The sequence below is a fragment of the Pseudodesulfovibrio hydrargyri genome, assembly GCF_001874525.1.
Classification (GTDB): domain Bacteria; phylum Desulfobacterota; class Desulfovibrionia; order Desulfovibrionales; family Desulfovibrionaceae; genus Pseudodesulfovibrio; species Pseudodesulfovibrio hydrargyri.
The window spans coordinates 1,633,624-1,649,386 of sequence record NZ_LKAQ01000004.1 but is presented as its reverse complement, the minus strand read 5'-3'; the positions used below and the strand labels follow the sequence as shown (position 1 = coordinate 1,649,386).

13 protein-coding genes are annotated in these 15,763 nt (G+C 63.6%); 9 read left to right on the top strand and 4 right to left on the bottom strand.

Features of this window, described 5'->3' with window-relative positions; translation table 11 throughout:
• The first annotated feature begins 136 nt into the window (after positions 1 to 136).
• Positions 137 to 1,723 (top strand): chaperonin GroEL, encoded by a 1,587-nt coding sequence (groL, locus tag BerOc1_RS12050; protein ID WP_071545932.1) that lies wholly within the window; start codon positions 137 to 139, stop codon positions 1,721 to 1,723.
• A 385-nt stretch (positions 1,724 to 2,108) separates the two neighbouring features.
• Positions 2,109 to 2,654: a tetratricopeptide repeat protein gene (locus BerOc1_RS12045; protein WP_071545931.1), complete on the top strand. Its 546-nt coding sequence runs from the start codon at positions 2,109 to 2,111 to the stop codon at positions 2,652 to 2,654.
• A gap of 64 nt (positions 2,655 to 2,718) precedes the next feature.
• On the opposite strand, the gene BerOc1_RS12040 is transcribed toward BerOc1_RS12045, so the two are convergent.
• Complete coding sequence (locus BerOc1_RS12040) at positions 2,719 to 4,743, bottom strand: methyl-accepting chemotaxis protein (protein ID WP_242652970.1); 2,025 nt, start codon at positions 4,741 to 4,743, stop codon at positions 2,719 to 2,721.
• Positions 4,744 to 4,974: 231 nt separating this feature from the next.
• Here BerOc1_RS12040 and BerOc1_RS12035 point away from each other — a divergent pair, with 231 nt between their 5' ends.
• From BerOc1_RS12035 to BerOc1_RS12020, 4 genes are all read left to right on the top strand, one after another.
• Positions 4,975 to 6,252: a right-handed parallel beta-helix repeat-containing protein gene (locus BerOc1_RS12035; RefSeq protein WP_071545929.1), complete on the top strand. Its 1,278-nt coding sequence runs from the start codon at positions 4,975 to 4,977 to the stop codon at positions 6,250 to 6,252.
• A gap of 150 nt (positions 6,253 to 6,402) precedes the next feature.
• The gene (locus tag BerOc1_RS12030; RefSeq protein ID WP_071545928.1) at positions 6,403 to 6,837 is read left to right on the top strand and encodes a MarR family winged helix-turn-helix transcriptional regulator; all 435 of its coding nucleotides are present in this window, start codon (positions 6,403 to 6,405) and stop codon (positions 6,835 to 6,837) included.
• Between the two features lie 80 nt (positions 6,838 to 6,917).
• Positions 6,918 to 7,496 (top strand): flavin reductase family protein, encoded by a 579-nt coding sequence (locus BerOc1_RS12025; RefSeq protein ID WP_071545927.1) that lies wholly within the window; start codon positions 6,918 to 6,920, stop codon positions 7,494 to 7,496.
• 108 nt (positions 7,497 to 7,604) lie between these two features.
• On the top strand, positions 7,605 to 7,886 hold the full coding sequence (locus tag BerOc1_RS12020; RefSeq protein ID WP_071545926.1) for a DUF2325 domain-containing protein: 282 nt from the start codon (positions 7,605 to 7,607) through the stop codon (positions 7,884 to 7,886).
• Here the strand turns inward: BerOc1_RS12020 and BerOc1_RS12015 are convergent.
• The 3 genes from BerOc1_RS12015 to BerOc1_RS12005 form a co-directional block, all read right to left on the bottom strand.
• A complete protein-coding gene (locus tag BerOc1_RS12015) occupies positions 7,883 to 8,842 on the bottom strand; it encodes a chemotaxis protein (RefSeq protein ID WP_071545925.1) in 960 nt (319 codons plus the stop codon). The genes BerOc1_RS12020 and BerOc1_RS12015 overlap by 4 nt on opposite strands.
• A gap of 359 nt (positions 8,843 to 9,201) precedes the next feature.
• Positions 9,202 to 10,293: an N-acetylneuraminate synthase family protein gene (locus tag BerOc1_RS12010; protein WP_071545924.1), complete on the bottom strand. Its 1,092-nt coding sequence runs from the start codon at positions 10,291 to 10,293 to the stop codon at positions 9,202 to 9,204.
• 2 nt (positions 10,294 to 10,295) lie between these two features.
• Positions 10,296 to 10,910: a winged helix-turn-helix transcriptional regulator gene (locus BerOc1_RS12005; RefSeq protein ID WP_341349795.1), complete on the bottom strand. Its 615-nt coding sequence runs from the start codon at positions 10,908 to 10,910 to the stop codon at positions 10,296 to 10,298.
• A 544-nt stretch (positions 10,911 to 11,454) separates the two neighbouring features.
• Between BerOc1_RS12005 and BerOc1_RS12000 the strand changes: the two genes are divergently transcribed.
• The 3 genes from BerOc1_RS12000 (at position 11,455) to BerOc1_RS11990 (ending at position 15,749) form a co-directional block, all read left to right on the top strand.
• Complete coding sequence (locus BerOc1_RS12000) at positions 11,455 to 13,191, top strand: long-chain-fatty-acid--CoA ligase (RefSeq protein WP_071545922.1); 1,737 nt, start codon at positions 11,455 to 11,457, stop codon at positions 13,189 to 13,191.
• A 348-nt stretch (positions 13,192 to 13,539) separates the two neighbouring features.
• Complete coding sequence (locus BerOc1_RS11995; protein WP_129586529.1) at positions 13,540 to 14,715, top strand: ABC transporter substrate-binding protein; 1,176 nt, start codon at positions 13,540 to 13,542, stop codon at positions 14,713 to 14,715.
• A gap of 122 nt (positions 14,716 to 14,837) precedes the next feature.
• Positions 14,838 to 15,749 carry a branched-chain amino acid ABC transporter permease gene (locus BerOc1_RS11990; RefSeq protein ID WP_071545921.1) on the top strand — a complete coding sequence of 304 codons (912 nt, stop codon included), beginning with the start codon at positions 14,838 to 14,840 and terminating at the stop codon, positions 15,747 to 15,749.
• The last annotated feature ends 14 nt before the right edge of the window (positions 15,750 to 15,763 follow it).

Below are 15,763 nucleotides of genomic sequence, written 5' to 3'. Positions count from 1 at the left end.
AAAGAATCAAATCCTCGCGTAGGAAGACTACGCTTCGGCCTTGATTCTTTCTCGCGCCTCGCACTCGAACCTTTCTGAACGGTTTACGAAGCCAACCCATACAACTGACAACCACTTTTCATAGGGATTCGGAACAATGTCTAAAGCAATTGATTACAAAGCGGTAGCCCGCGAGGGCATGCAGCGCGGCGTCAACACCCTGGCCGACGCCGTCAAGGTCACCCTGGGCCCCAAGGGCCGCAACGTCATGATCGAGAAGACCTGGGGCGCTCCCCAGGTGACCAAGGACGGCGTGACCGTGGCCGAGAAGATCGACCTCGAGGACAAGCTCGAAAACATGGGCGCCCAGATGGTCAAGGAAGTGGCCAAGAAGACCAACGAGATCGCCGGCGACGGCACCACCACCGCCACGATCCTGGCCCAGGCCGTGTTCAACGAGGGCGTCAAGCTGCTGGCCGCGGGCCGCAACCCCATGTCGCTCAAGCGCGGCATCGACGCCGCCGTGGCCGCCGTGGTCGAGGAACTGGACAAGATGGCCAAGCCCATCAAGAAGACCTCCGAGATCGCCCAGGTGGGCGCCATCTCCGCCAACAACGACATGACCATCGGCGAGATCCTGGCCGAGGCCGTGGACAAGGTCGGCAACAACGGCGTCATCACCGTGGAGGAGTCCCAGGGCCTGACCACCGAACTGGACGTGGTCGAAGGCATGCAGTGGGACAACGGCTACCTCTCCCCCTATTTCGTCAACAACCAGGAAGCCCAGAACGTCACCTTCGAGAATCCGTTCATCCTCCTGGCCGAAAACAAGATCTCCAACATCAAGGCGCTCGTGCCCATCCTCGAGGCCGTGGCCAAGGCGGGCCGTCCCCTGCTGATCATCGCCGAGACCGTTGAGAACGAGGCCCTGGCCGGACTGACCATCAACGCCATGCGCGGCGCGCTCAAGGTCTGCGCCGTCAAGGCCCCGGGCTTCGGCGACCGCCGCAAGGAAATGGTCCGCGACATCGCCATCATGACCGGCGCCACCCCGGTGTCCGAAGACACCGCCGTGACCCTGGAATCCATCCGCCCCGAACACTTCGGCACCGCCAAGAAGGTCGTGGTCGACAAGAAGAACACCCTCATCGTGGACGGCGCGGGCGACAAGAAGGCCATCGAGGCCCGCTGCAACGAGATATCCAACATGGCGGCCAACTCCACCAGCGATTATGACCGCGAAAAGCTCCAGGAGCGGCTGGCCAAGATGGTCGGCGGCGTGGCCGTGGTCAAGGTCGGCGCGCCCACCGAAATCGAGATGAAGGAACGCAAGGACCGCGTCGACGACGCCCTCAACGCCACCCGCGCGGCCGTTGACGAAGGCATCGTCCCCGGCGGCGGCACCGCCCTGGTGCGCGCCGGCAAGGCCCTCAAGGGCCTCAAGGGCGCCGACGATACCGAACAGGCGGGCATCGACATCATCGCCCGGGCCATCGAGGAACCGCTCAGGCAGATCGCCAACAACTGCGGCCTCGAAGGCACCGTGATCGTCGAAAAGGTCAAGGCCCTCAAAAACAACAACGGCTTCAACGCCGCCACCGGCGAATACGCCGACCTCGTCAAGGAAGGCGTCATCGACCCCAAAAAGGTCACCCGCATCGCCCTGCAGAACGCCGCGTCCGTGTCCAGCATGCTGCTGACCACCGAATGCGCCATCTCCGACTTCGTCGCCGACGAAGATTAGTCACCCGATTCACAGCCAATAAAAAGAGGGGACGCGCCTTGCGCGTCCCCTCTTTTTTTGCCTCCCCCGGACCCCCATCCCCCTTTTCCTCCTAAACTTTTTAGCGCCGCTTCGCGGATGGCGAGAGCGCATTACATATGGCTCTTTTCGTCCTGGTCCAAGACGCCGCCCAGTAGGGGGCGCCCTTCGGAACACCGCCAATCCCCCTACACAACCATCCGCCATGCCGCCCCCCCCTTCGCCGCAGGCGACCCAAAAAGTTTGGGAGAGGGTCCAGGGGGCAACCCTTTTCAAAGGGTTCCCCCTGGCGGGGTCCGGGGCGGCGCCCCGGCCGCCGGAGGCATCCCCCTTGTCGTGGCAGCGCCAAACGGCTATCGTTCATGCCATGTCATTCTTTTCCAAGCTGGTGCGGCCCGAGACCAAGGGCAAAAAGAATTTCGAACGCGGGCGGGCGGCCGAGGCGCGGGGCGATTTCGGCAAGGCCGAGTCGTACTTCGGCGAGGGCGCGGCGGCCTACGATACATATTTTGCCGGGGCGCAAGGCAAGGTGCGGCCTTCGCACCTGGTCATGGCGGGCGTGTGCTACACCCGCGTGGGCCGGTACGAGGACGCCCTGCGCGTGTTTGCCGAGTGCGTGGAGCGCAAGGAGATCCCGGACGCGTTCGTGAACGCGGGCTATGCCGCGGCCAAGCTGGGACGCGGGGACGAGGCGGCGCGGTACTGGTCGCTGTATCCGTCCTGGGCGGGCCAGCGCAAGGTGGAGTCCGCGCTCAAGGAGCAGGTCCGGCTGATCCGCGCGGGCGGGCCGGACCTGGACGCGGCGTGCGAGGCCGTGGCCGTGGCCGTATTCGAGCAGGACAAGGTCAATGCGCGGGACCGGAATTTCCGGGAGGCGGGCCGCCGGACATCGGAATTTCGCCAGGGTTACTGACCCGGGCGCAAAAAAGACAAAACCCCCTTCCGGACGGCCGGAAGGGGGCTTTTTTTGTTTTCGATCAGGCCGCGCCGCCCGGTGGCAGGGCCTTGAAATCGGCCTGTTCGCAGACCTGGTCCGCGCCGTCCACGCGGAAGTAATGCATGGCGCTTTGCAGGGTCGTGGCCTGCCCGGCCAGTTCCTCGGCGGTGGAGGCCATTTCCTCGGAGGCCATGGCGTTCTGCTGGATGACCGTGTCCAGCTGGCCCATGGCCCGTTCGATCTGGCTGACCCCGTGGTTCTGTTCGGAGCAGACCTTGGACACGTCCTTGATCAGCTCGGCGGTCTTGGCGATCTCCGGGGTGAGCCGGGCGAACAGGTCGCCGGTCTGTTCGGCCACCTGCACGCTGGAGGCGGACAGCTCGCTGATTTCCTGGGCCGTGGTTCCGCTGCGTTCGGCCAGCTTGCGGACCTCGGCCGCGACCACGGCGAAGCCCTTGCCGTGCTCTCCGGCCCGGGCCGCCTCGATGGCCGCGTTGAGGGCCAGCAGGTTGGTCTGCCGGGCGATCTCCTCGATGAAGGATATCTTGTCCGCGATCTCGCGCATGGCCTCGACCGTGCGGCGCACGGACTCCTCGCCGGTGAGGATTTCGCGGTTGGTCTGGTCCGCGATCTCGCTGGTCTTTTCCGCATTGTCCGCGTTCTTGCGGATGGAGGCGACGATTTCGGCCAGGGACGAGGACACCTCTTCGATGGAGGCGGCCTGTTCCTCGGTGGCCTGGGACAGGGTCTCGGACGAGGCCGAGAGCTCCTCGCTGCCCGCGGCCACGTTGTCCGTTGCGCACTGGACCTCGGCGACCACGCCGCGCAGCCGGTCGGCCATGTTGAGCATGGACCTGAGCACGCCCCGGTCGCGGTCCCCGGGCTTGTCCATGGTCAGGTCGCCGTCGGACACCCGGACGGCCATGCCCGCGATGTCGGAGGGTTCCCCGCCCAGGGTCCTGGTCACCGACCGGGCGCTGAGCATGCCCGCAACCACGCCGAGCACGGCCAGCAGCAGGGCGATGCCCAGGACCAGGAGGATCATGTCGAAGATGCGCTTGTCCAGATTGGCCTGTTTGGCGGCGATCTCGGCGTCGATGTTGTCCACGTAGACGCCCATGCCCAGGACCCAGCCCCAGGGCTTGAACAGCTTGACGAAGGACAGCTTGGGGAAATCCCCCTGCTTGCCGGGCTTGGTCCAGAAATAGTCCACGAACCCCTGGCCGTCGGCCTTGGCGACCTTGGCCATCTCCGCGAAGAACGGCTTGCCCTTGCTGTCCAGTTCGCGGCTGACGTCCTTGCCGTCCAAGGCGGGATCGATGGGGTGCATGACCATGGTCGGAGCGAGGTCGGTGATCCAGAAATAATTGCCGTCCGTGAGCCGCATCTTGGAGACCTGGCGCAGGGCCTCCTTCTTCATGGCCTGGGTGATGTCCTCGATCCAGTCCCCGGTGCCGACGACCCATCCGGCCTCGGGTATCAGGCGGACGTAGGATATCTTGAGCTTGGGCTCCTCCTCGCCCGGCTTGGGCCACCAGTAGGCGACCACGCCCTGGCCGTGCTCTTTGGCCACGTCGCTCATGCTCGCGATGATCGGGAAGCCTTTCTTGTCCTTGAGCCCGGACATATCCTTGTCCCGCAGCGCGTCGGACGGGTGGGCCAGAATGATGTTGTCGAGGTTCTGCACCCAGACGTAATTGTCCCCGTCAAAGCGGGCGGGCTCGACGAGACGGCGCAGCCCCCGGAGCAGGCTGGCCCGGTCCAGACGGTCCGCGTTGGCGTCGTAGTATGCCTTGACCTGGCCGTATACCGCGTCCACCACGCGTTTCAGGTCCTCCTGCCTGTCGCGCTTCAAGCCCTCCACGTCCTGGGAACGGTCATAATAGCTTTTCAGCGTTCCCTCGGCCATCTGGACCGCGTCCTCGAGGTTCAGGCGGGCGTCCGCCATCCGTTCTTTGCGGAAATCCCGCATCTGGTCATCGGCATACCCCCTCAATCCCTGTATGGACAGTAGACTCAGCGCCACTATGACCACCACCACGGTGGCCACCTGCATCAACGTCATTCTCGTTCTCAAGCGCATTGCTATCCCCCTAGCGGACCCTGACGTTAGGCCTATCGGCCATCCTGTAAGTATCGAATGCCTCATGTTTCGTGAACAACTTGATAATTACTATTATAAATGTCGATGGCAGGCCTTACACCGGCCGACCGCGCCGGGCAACGCATTGAACATCGTCGCCAAAGAGGATAAAACCACCCGCATGACCACCAACGCCAGCCGTACGGAGATTCCATGCACCGTATTTTCACCGCCCTGCTTCTCGCCCTGCTCCTGACCGTCCCCGCCCTGGCGGACGACGCCGTGGTCACGGGCACGGGCGACCCGGCCAGGGACGTGGCCAACGTGCAGGCCGCGCTGGACAAGGGCGGCACGGTCCGGCTGCGCGGCCATTTTGACTTCGGCGCGGACGGACGGGTCAAGATCACGAGGAACGTACGCATCCTGGGCGGATTGGACGGATCGGGCGAACCGGTGACGACCATCACGGGCGGTGACTGGACCTTCTACTCCCCCCTGCCCGTGGACACCGCGCCGCCGGGCAAGGACGGGCCGCTCATCGTGGTCCGCGACCTGCGCTTCGACGGGGCCACCGGCACGCCCCTGCACTTCGCCTATGCGGGCGGGCTGGAAGTCGGCGGCTGCGTGGTCACCGACGTGGCCCCGAAGGACGCGGCCATTTCCTGGAGCCAGGGCGACTCCCTGCCGTTCCAGGCCGGGATCGTGGTCGGCAACCGGCTGGTCCACCCCAAGGGCGGGCTCAAGGGCGCGGTCACGGGCACGGTGCTCATCGAGGGCAACCGGCTGGAGATGATCAACGACCACCCGGAGGAGACCGCCGGATACGGCGTGCTCGCGGACTGGACCACAGGCGCGGAACTGACCATCCGCGACAACGAGATCGAGCGCACCTCGCGCAACGGCATCGAGGTTCTGGACAACGAACTGGACGGCAAGGGCAAGGGATTCATCCGCATCGAGTCCAACCGCATCGTCACGGACGACGAAGGGATCGCCTATCCCAACAAATTCGGCCCAAATGGCATCGTCGCGGGCTGGTATTTCGACACCAGTGGGGGTGTCGATTTTTCGCGGAACAGCCGAGCCGTCATCACCGGCAACCGCATCGAGGCGCGCGGCGAGGAGTCCATCGGCCTGATGCTCTACGCCAACGACCTGGCGGCCACCTGCAACGACATCGTCCTGGCCGGAGGCCGGGGCGCGCGCGGCGTGGTCCAGACCGGCTCGCGCGGATTCTTTGCCAACAACAGGGTGCGCGGCCGGGCCAACTACGCCCTGTTCTGCTACCCCTTCGAGGCCCTGACCGCCACGGCCAACACATTTGCCTGGACCGAGCTCGGCCTGTTCACCGGGCTCAAGGGCCAGATCCTGCTCGGCGGCCGGGTCAACATGGTGGTCGGTACGGTCCCGTCCCTCATCGACCACGGCCAGGGCAATATCGTAGTGGATAGCCCTCCCTGCACCCTGCCCGAGGCGGACCCCGAAAACTGATCCCGGCCCGCGCCCCGCCCGCTTACAGCCCGCCCCGTCCCGGCGGCTTCCGGACGGACGCCCCTTGCCGTTGCCCCGCCCGCCCCGCACTCCCTTCTTGACCCGAGCGCCTTCTTCATATAGTTGTATGTACACACAATAGAGAAACCCATGAAAACACCCTCACTCTATCTGCAAAACTGCCTGTTCTTCACGGCCAACGCCCTGGCCCGGTCGGTCACGCGCCTGGCCGAGAAGGCTTTCCGCGACACGGGACTGTCTCCGTCCCTGGCCTTTGCCGTCATGCTGGTCAACGACCAGCCGGGCATCACGGTCAAGGAGCTGGCCGAACACCTGCACCTGGCCCCGTCCACCCTGACCCGGTTCACGGACAAGCTGGTCTATCAGGACCTGGTGGAGCGCAAACAGGAAGGCAAGCTGACCCGCGTCTACCCCACGGACCGGGCGCGGGAGGCCCAGGCGGCGATCGAAAAGGCCTGGACCCGGCTGCACGAGGACTACTCCGCCGTACTCGGCCGCGAGGCGGGAGACGCCCTGGCCCGCGAGACCTTTGCCGCGCACCAGCGCCTCGAAGACCTGAGCTGACCCTGAGGCCGGACACCCAGCGTCCGGCTTTTTTCGACGAAAACACTTGTATGTACATACAATCCAAGAAGGAGCGCACCATGTCTGAACGGATCAACATCGGCAACAACGCCTTCATCCTGCCCGAGCCGCAGACCATCCTCGGGACCATGCTCGACGGCAAACCCAACTTCATGGCCATGGCCTGGGTCACCCGGGTCAACTACGACCCGTGCACCATGGCCATGGCGGTCAACAAGAAGCACGCCAGCCACCGGGCCATTCTCGAAACCGGCCAGTACTCCATCAACATCCCGTCCGTGGACATGGTCGCCGTGACCGACTACGCGGGGCTGGCCTCGGGCAACCGGACCGACAAGTCCGGCCTGTTCGAGGTCCACTTCGGCGAACTGGAGAACGCGCCGCTCATCCGCGCCTGCCCCCTGGCCATGGAGTTCCGGCTCGTCGAACGGTTTTCCATGTCCAACGACACCCTGTTCATCGGCGAGCTGGCCGCGGCCTGGACCGAGGAGCGCTTTCTGACCGACGGGCACGTGGACGTGGAAAAGGTCCGGCCCTTCACCCTGACCATGCCCGACAACCGATACTGGGCCGTGGGCGAACAGGTCGGCAGGGCCTGGCACGACGGCAAGGCGCTGCGCGAGTCCTCCAAGGACTGAACGGGTTAAGCCCCATCACGAAAAAAACGAAATCCCATGTTGACAGGGCCGCACTCCCTTTGTATTAATTGAAAACGATTTTCAATTTCAAACAAAGGGAGTGCAATTATGTGCGCGGCATTGATAGGCGGAATGGATCGGTTGAAGCAGGAATACGTGACGGAAGCCAAACGCAGCGGGATCAAGCTGAAACACTTCACCGGCAAGGAACGGAAGATATCCAAGGCCCTGGGCCAGGTGGATTTCGTGGTCATGTTCACCAACAAGGTGTCCCACAAGGCGCGCAAGGACGTGCTCGACGCCGTGCGCGGCAAGGACGTGCCGGTCTACATGCACCACTCCTGCGGCGTGTCCACCCTGCGCAAGCAGCTGGACGAGGTGGTCGGCTAGGCTGTCGCTCCGGGCCGTTCCCAGCCCCGGATCAGGTTGATGACCTTCTCGGTCAGGCCGTGGAATTCCGGCTTGGTGACCTGCTCGTCCGCCATGACCGCCTTGCCCTTGTGCAGCACGGATTTGGAGATGAGCGACGAGAACAGAACCACGGGCAGGACCTTGAGGACCGGGTCCTCCTTGACCTTGCGGGTCAGGGTGTAGCCGTCCATCTGCGGCATCTCCACGTCCGAGACCACGGCGTCCAGGTAGTCCAGCGGGCTTTTGCCCTCTGACGCGCATTTGGCCTTGATCCCCTCCAGGACGGCCCACGCCTCGGCCCCGTCCCGGGCCATGGTCACCTCGAAATTGGCCTGGGTGAAATTGCTTTCGAGCAGCTGACGGACCGAGGTGGAGTCGTCCGCCACCAGCGCCCGGTAGCGTTCGTCCGAAACCACGCTGCTCAGGTTCGCCTGGGTCTGGCCCGACTCGTCCAGGTCGGCCAGGACCTGCTCCAGGTCGAGCATGAGCACGAACCGGTCCTTGATCTTGACCGTGCCGGTGATGCAGTTGGTCTCCATGGACGACACGTACTTGCTCGGCGGCTCCACGTCGGCCCAGAAGACCCGGTGGATCTGCGTCACCCCGGAAACGAGAAAGCCCGTGATCATGGCGTTGAACTCGGTGACGATGATCGGCTCGTTCTCGGCGGGCGAACGATCAATGTCCAGCCATACGCTCAGGTCCACCACCGGCAGGATCAGGTCGCGCAACGGGATCGTGCCCAGAAAACTCGGGTGCACCGCGGCCTCGGATCCCTCCAGCCCTTCCGGGGCCTCGACGACCTCCAACACCTTGGCCACGTTCACGCCGAAATACTGCCGCACCACCCCGTCCGGGGTGACCTCGTCAATAAAGAACTCAATGATCTCAAGCTCATTGGTCCCTGTTTCCAACAGAATGTCCGTCTGACTCATTCGTCCTCCTCCGGCACGGTTGCGGCCATACCCTCACCTAGCACGCACCCGGCCCGATATGAATGATAATTTGTATTTCGACCGACGCGGCGCTTCCGACGGCCGGGGCCTGGTCCCGCCCCCCGCTGGGGCGCTGCCCCTGGCCCCCTCCCAAACTTTTGGGGTGTTTTCGGCAGAGACCTGCGGGCGCGGCAGGAGAGGCGCTTTGGACTGAAACATGGAAAGGCGCTTTTCCTGGTGTTGCCGCCATCCGCGAGGCGGCGCCAAAAGTTTGGGAAAAGGAGGGAATGGGGCCCGGAGGCAAAAAAAGGTGCGGGCGCGCGTTGCGCGTCCGCACCTTTTTTCCGCATGCGCAGCGTCTAGGACGAGGCGGCGTCGGCGCAGGCGGGTTGGGTCAGGCTGAGGGTATCCCATTGGACGGGTTCCTCGTGTTTGACCGAGCGGTTGAGCGCGGCGCCGAGGACCTCGTCCCAGTGGACCGGGGAGACGCCCACGCGCGGGCAGCGGGTGGTCAGGTCGGCCTCGGTGAGGATGTGCCCGGCGGGCAGGTCGCGGGAGAAGACGATGCATTTGCGCAGCTTCTTGGCCGCAGCCTGTTCGTCGGGGAAAACGACCTTGCCCTTGACCTGGACGGCCTTTTCGACTTCGCGGATCATGGTCACCATGGCGGCCAGCTGCGCGGGTTCGAGGGAGGCCTGGTGGTCGGTTCCCTTGAGGGTCTTGTCCAGGGTGAAATGGCGTTCGACCACGCATGCGCCCAGGGCGGCGGCGGCCACGCTGGGGCCGATGCCCTTTTCGTGCCCGGAATAACCGACCGGCACGCCGTAGCGTTCGCGCAGGGCGTCCATGACGGGCAGGCCGATGTGTTCCTCGGGGCACGGATAGGTGGAGTTGCAATGCAGGAGAATGACGTCGTCATGGACGGTGCGGATTTCGGACATGGCCACGTCGATGTCGTCCAGGCCGCTCATGCCGGTGGACAGGATGACCGGAATCTCGGCCTTGGCGTACTTGCGCACCAGGGGCACGTTGACCAGTTCGGCGGAGCTGATCTTGAGCAGTTCCACGTCCAGGTCCAGAATCTGGGCCAGGCTCGGGTCGTCCCAGGCCGAGGCGAAGAAGACCAGGCCCAGGGACTCGGAGTACGCCTTGAGCCGGGCCATCTGGTCGATGGACAGCTCGAGCGCGGCACGGTGTTCGCCGTAGGTCGGGCCGAAGCTGTTGGGGCCGGTGTAGGGGGCGGCCCGCCCCTGGCGGGTGAGCAGCGCCTCGCTGTCCCGTTTCTGGAACTTGACCCCCTGGACCCCGGCGGCGGCGGCCTCGTCGATCATCTTCCTGGCGATGTCGAATTCGCCCTGGTGGTTGTTGCCGATTTCCGCGACCACGAAGCAGGGATGGCCCTTGCCGATGGTGACGCCCGAACGCAATGTGACGGATTGAATCTGTTTCATAATCAGAATCTCACAATTTGAAATCCGCGCTTTTCGGAATAGGGCTTGACCTGTTCATAGATCTCGCTCTGCTTGCCAAAGGAGGTGATGACCACGGCGTCGCAGTCCACCTGATCCAGGACATGCGGTGCGGAAACCACGTGTCCGTTGAAAATCTGCCCCTGTTTCTCGGAGTCGTTGTCGAGCAGGGCCTTGACCCTGAAGCGGGTGCCGCGCAGGGCGGACAGGACCACCTCGCAGGTCTCGGACGCGCCGAACAGCGCCAGGTCCCGCTTGCCCTCCTCCTCCAGGTCCTTGAGCTTGTCGAGCACGAACTCCTTGATGGTGGAATAGAGCCGGACGGTCTCCGAGGAATAGTCCGAGAACATCCGTTGCCGCGAGCGGCGGCCCTGTTCCGTCAGGGTATAGTTGTAGCTCTTGCCGTTGACCGGGAGGAACTCGACCAGCCCTTCGGCCTGCAACTGTTTGAGGTACTGGTTGACCATGGCACCCGACAGATGCAGCCGCCTTCCCAGTTCGTACTGGGACAGACTGGAATCCCTGGACAGGGCGTCCAGGATGGCCAGGACACGGGTGCTCTTGCTCGGCCTGAGGTAGCACCCCTCGGTTATCAGCATTCCGGTCACCACATTTTCAGCGTGTTCTGCCATGCAACTTCTCGGTCATTCGTTCGGTCAATGATTCATCCGTTCGAGATGGCGTCCGGCTCTGCCGAGTGTTTCACTCTAGGCACAGGCACCACCCCTGTCAACTCGGCCCCGGCCGGGCACTCCGGCCTCAAGGCACCGTTTCCGTCAAGGTCCGCCCGCCTTGATCAATCGTTGACGTATTGAATAATCGGCGCTTTCCGGCCCCAACTTTAGCCAACGGGCAACGATTTCCCCCTGAAAGGGATGTGCGGGAGTAACTGCAAGGAGTTTGCCAAGGTGTCCGAGCGCCCTTCCGGCCGCGCTGAAGTGGCATACAACAGACCGGCAATACTACTGTTTATTTTCCCGGCTATCGGCTCTCCAAGCCGAGACGGCGCGCGTCACGCGCGGGCAAGCGAAAATCGTCAAAACTTCGACTGCGCCGGGGAAACTCGCCATATTGACCCCGTGACCGGCCTATTATACCTTCGCCGCACATTTTCACCACCGAACCCCTTGAAGGACCCCTGAGATGGAGCAACTCGACCGTCCCTGGCTCAAATCCTATGATCCGGATGTGCCGCCGACCCTGGATTACGACAAAATTCCGCTGTTCAAGTTCCTGGACAGGGCCGCGCGCAAGTGGCCCCAGCGCAAGGCCATCGTTTTCCGCAACTGGTCGATCACCTACGCCAAGCTCAAGGCCCGGACCGAGGTGGTCGCGGCCAATCTGCGCGCGGCGGGCATTCGCAAGGGGGACCGGGTGGCGCTGATGCTGCCCAACCTGCCCCAGACCATCATCGCCTTCTGGGGCGTGCTCCGGGCCGGGGCCGTGGGGGTCATGACCAACCCCCTGTACATGGAGACCGAGATCATCCACCAGTTCAACGACGCCGGGGTGCGCTGCTGCATCACCCTGGACCTGCTCTGGCCCAAGCTCGAGAAGCTCCGCGACTCCCTGCCGGTGGAAAGGTACTTCGTGACCACCATCGGCGAGGGGCTGAAATTTCCCCTGAACGTGCTCTACGGGCTGCAGGCCAGAAAGAACGGCTCCACGCCCAAGGTGCCTTACGACGGCCGGACCGTGTTCCCGTTCAAGGCCCTGACCAAGGGACGCGAGCGGTTCACCAACGAGCGGGTGGTGGCCGACGACACGGCCCTGCTGCAATACACCGGCGGGACCACCGGCGTGGCCAAGGGGTGTATCCTGACCCATTTCAACATCGGCGCGAACATGCAGCAATGCCAGTCCATGATGCACACCCTGGGCAAGAAGCAGGAGACCTTCCTCGGCATCCTGCCCTATTTCCATATATATGGGCTGACCACCTGCCTGGCCTGGCCGACCAGCCTGGGCGCGACACTGGCCCCGTTCCCGCGCTACGTGCCCCTGGACGTGCTCAAGGGCATCCACAAGCTCAGGCCCACGGTCTTTCCCGGAGCGCCCGCCCTGTACATTTCGCTGCTCCAGCAAAAAGACATCGACAAGTACGACCTCAAGTCCATCGAGGTCTGCGTGTCCGGGTCCGCGCCCATGCCCGTGGAGTACATGGAGCAATTCCTGGAGCGTTCGGGCACGTCCATCACCGAGGGGTACGGATTGACCGAGGCCTCGCCCGTGACCCACTTCAACCCCCTGGAGGGCAAGAGCAAGAACGGCTCCATCGGCCTGCCCTTCCCGGACACGGACGCCAAGATCGTGGACATGGAGGTGGGCGGCGAGCCCCTGCCCCCGGGCAAGCGCGGCGAGTTGGTCATCCGGGGCCCGCAGGTCATGAAGGGGTACTACAACCGGCCCGACGCCACGGCCGACGTGCTGCGCAACGGCTGGCTGTACACCGGCGACATCGCCACCATGGACGAGGAAGGCTATTTCTACATCGTGGACCGCAAGAAGGACCTGATCATCTCCGGCGGGTACAACATCTACCCCCGCGAGATCGACGAGGTCCTGCACAGCCACCCCAAGATCAAGGAGGCCGTGTCCGTGGGCATCCCCCACGAGGCGCGCGGCGAGATCGTCAAGGCGTACGTGGTGGTCCAGGACGGCGAGACGCTGGAGCGCTGCGACGTCATTTCGTTCTGCCGCGAGAAGCTGGCCAACTACAAGGTTCCGCGCCAGGTGGAATTCCGCACCGAACTGCCCAAGACCATGGTCGGCAAGGTCCTGCGCCGCGCCCTGCGCGAGGAGGAGGAAGCCAAGGCCGAGGCCAAGCGGAACCGCCGGGCCGGGAAGAAGGCGGCCGAAGCCGAGGACACCTGCGAATAACCGCAGGACGCGGCCCCGCGCACAGCCCGGAACAAAGGGCCGGTTCCCGTCGGGAACCGGCCTTTTTTGCGCCCCGCGGACGCCTGTCCCCGACGCCTTTATTCGGCGCGATTTGCGGTCCGGCGAGACTCCAAGCGTTTTCTCACATTAATGAAAAATTTTATTCCCCTAAAAATTTCTTTTTGAGAAATTTCGCGCTGTTTTTATCAAGAACTGCGCAATTTATTCAACCATACCGCCGGATTTGCAAAAATGTATTAACGAAAACCGCTTCCTCTCACCCCCCTTTTGGTGTATGAATCAACACTGTTTGAATCAGCAACCATAATTCCTATGAGAGGAGGAGTAATGAAACTGAGTTTGCACAAGATGGGCCTGCTGGCTCTCGCGTTCGTCCTGAGCTTCCTGATGATCGTTCCGGCCTTTGCCGCCGACACCATCAAGATCGGCTTCAACCTGCCCCTGACGGGCGACATCCCCGAGGTCGGCGACGGTTCCAAGAAGGCCGCCGAGATGTACCTCAAGGATATCAACGACGCTGGCGGCCTCGAGGTCGGCGGCAAGAAGTACATGCTCGAGTTCGTCTACATGGACAACGAGTCCAAGGCCGAATCCGCGGTCAACGCGGCCCTCAAGCTGATCGAGCAGGAGAATGTTGTCGCCATCATCGGCCCCAACTCCTCCAAGCAGGCCGTGCCCGCCGGCGGTACCTGCAACGACAACCGCACCCCGATGATCACCCCGTGGTCCACCAACCCGGACACCACCAAGGACCGTCCTTGGGTCTTCCGCGCCGCCTTCCTGGATCCGTTCCAGGGCCCGGTCGCGGCCGACTTCGCCTCCGAAAAGTTCGGCGCCAAGACTTCCGCCGTTCTGTTCGACGTGTCCAACGACTACTCCAAGGGTCTGGCCGAAATCTTCAAGGCCGCCTGGGAGAAGAAGGGGTTGGGCCCGGTCGTGGCCTTCGAATCCCACGGCACCAAGGACCAGGACTTCTCCGCGCAGTTGACCACCATCATCAAGGCCAACCCGGACTTCATCTTCGTTCCCGACAACTACAACCAGGTCGCCCTGATCGTTCAGCAGGCTCGTGACCTCGGCTACCAGGGGCCGTTCATGGGCTCCGACGCCTGGGGCACCCCCGACCTGATCAAGCTCTGCGGCGAGCAGTGCTACGGCAACTTCTTCTCCACCCACTACGCGGCCGCCGGTGCCACCGGCGCCACCAAGGTCTTCATCGACCGCTACGAGAAGGCCTACGGTTCCACCCCGGCCGACTACGCGGCCCTGACCTGGGACTCCATCGGCCTGCTCGTTCAGGGCATCCAGAACGCCGGCAAGGTTGATTCCAACCCGCGCAAGGAGCGCCAGCTCATCCGCGACGGCCTGGCCGCCATCAAGTCCTTCGACGGCATCACCGGCAAGTCCAAGTTCGACGAACAGGGCGACCCGATCAAGTGCGCCGTGGTGGTCAAGATCTCCGACCAGGGCGAATTCGTCTTCGAGCAGTCCGTCTGCCCGTAGACCTATTGCATACACCGGCTTAGGTGAGCGGGGGCCATCGGCCCCCGCTCTTGTATACACCTTCTGGTGCCGGGGGCGCCCAGCGGCCCGAAATCCTCAGAAATTTCCCAGGGAAGGCTATCGTGGACTTCATCATTCAAAACATCATCAACGCCCTGCAGTGGGGAAGCTTCTACGCGCTCATCGCGCTGGGCTACACCCTGGTGTACGGCGTGCTGCGCCTGATCAACTTCGCCCACGGCGATATATTCATGGTCGGCGCCTACATCGCGTTTTTCGTGGCCGGGTTCCTGCTCGGCCCGGCGCTCGGACTGTCGCCCATGGCGACCTTCCTGCTCGCCGTGCCGCTGACCATGTTCCTGACCGCCTGCGTGGGCGTCACCCTCGAGCGCGTGGCCTACCGGCCGCTGCGCCGCAAGGGCGCGCACCGGCTCTACGTGGTCATCACCGCGCTCATGTGCGGGTTGATCCTCGAATACTCCAACCTGGCCGTGCTCGGCGCCAGCCGGTTGAAGTTTCCGGAGCTGGTCCAGAAGAGCATCTGGGACATCGGCGGCGTGACCGTGACGAACCTCAAGGTCATCGTCATCTTCGCGGCCATCGCGGTCTTCATCATCCTCAATTTCATCGTCACCAAGACCAAGATCGGCATGGCCATGCGCGGCATCTCGTACGACAAGTTCGCCATCCCGCTCATGGGCATCCCCATCGACCAGGTCATCGTCTTCACCTTCATCCTGGGTTCCGGCTTCGCGGGCCTGGCCGGGCTGCTGTTCGCCATGTCCTATCCGGTGCTCGAGCCGTTCATGGGCATGCTCATCGGCTGGAAGGCGTTCATCGCCGCGGTCGTCGGCGGCATCGGCGACATCCGGGGCGCGTTCTACGGCGGCTTTCTGCTCGGCTTCATCGAGGTCGGAGTGGTCACCGTGTTCCCGTCCACCTACCGGGACCTGTTCGCCTTCACCATCCTGCTGATCATTCTCTGGATGAAACCGACCGGACTGTTCGGCATGCCGCAGTCCACCAAGATCTAGTCGGGGAGCCAAGC

What these genes read in the sequence shown, in the direction of transcription:
- groL (WP_071545932.1), top strand. Translation starts at nt 137, where the DNA reads ATGTCTAAAGCAATTGATTACAAAGCGGTAGCCCGCGAGGGCATGCAG.
- BerOc1_RS12045 (WP_071545931.1), top strand. Translation starts at nt 2,109, where the DNA reads ATGTCATTCTTTTCCAAGCTGGTGCGGCCCGAGACCAAGGGCAAAAAG.
- BerOc1_RS12040 (WP_242652970.1), bottom strand. Translation starts at nt 4,743, where the DNA reads ATGACGTTGATGCAGGTGGCCACCGTGGTGGTGGTCATAGTGGCGCTG.
- BerOc1_RS12035 (WP_071545929.1), top strand. Translation starts at nt 4,975, where the DNA reads ATGCACCGTATTTTCACCGCCCTGCTTCTCGCCCTGCTCCTGACCGTC.
- BerOc1_RS12030 (WP_071545928.1), top strand. Translation starts at nt 6,403, where the DNA reads ATGAAAACACCCTCACTCTATCTGCAAAACTGCCTGTTCTTCACGGCC.
- BerOc1_RS12025 (WP_071545927.1), top strand. Translation starts at nt 6,918, where the DNA reads ATGTCTGAACGGATCAACATCGGCAACAACGCCTTCATCCTGCCCGAG.
- BerOc1_RS12020 (WP_071545926.1), top strand. Translation starts at nt 7,605, where the DNA reads ATGTGCGCGGCATTGATAGGCGGAATGGATCGGTTGAAGCAGGAATAC.
- BerOc1_RS12015 (WP_071545925.1), bottom strand. Translation starts at nt 8,842, where the DNA reads ATGAGTCAGACGGACATTCTGTTGGAAACAGGGACCAATGAGCTTGAG.
- BerOc1_RS12010 (WP_071545924.1), bottom strand. Translation starts at nt 10,293, where the DNA reads ATGAAACAGATTCAATCCGTCACATTGCGTTCGGGCGTCACCATCGGC.
- BerOc1_RS12005 (WP_341349795.1), bottom strand. Translation starts at nt 10,910, where the DNA reads ATGCTGATAACCGAGGGGTGCTACCTCAGGCCGAGCAAGAGCACCCGT.
- BerOc1_RS12000 (WP_071545922.1), top strand. Translation starts at nt 11,455, where the DNA reads ATGGAGCAACTCGACCGTCCCTGGCTCAAATCCTATGATCCGGATGTG.
- BerOc1_RS11995 (WP_129586529.1), top strand. Translation starts at nt 13,540, where the DNA reads ATGAAACTGAGTTTGCACAAGATGGGCCTGCTGGCTCTCGCGTTCGTC.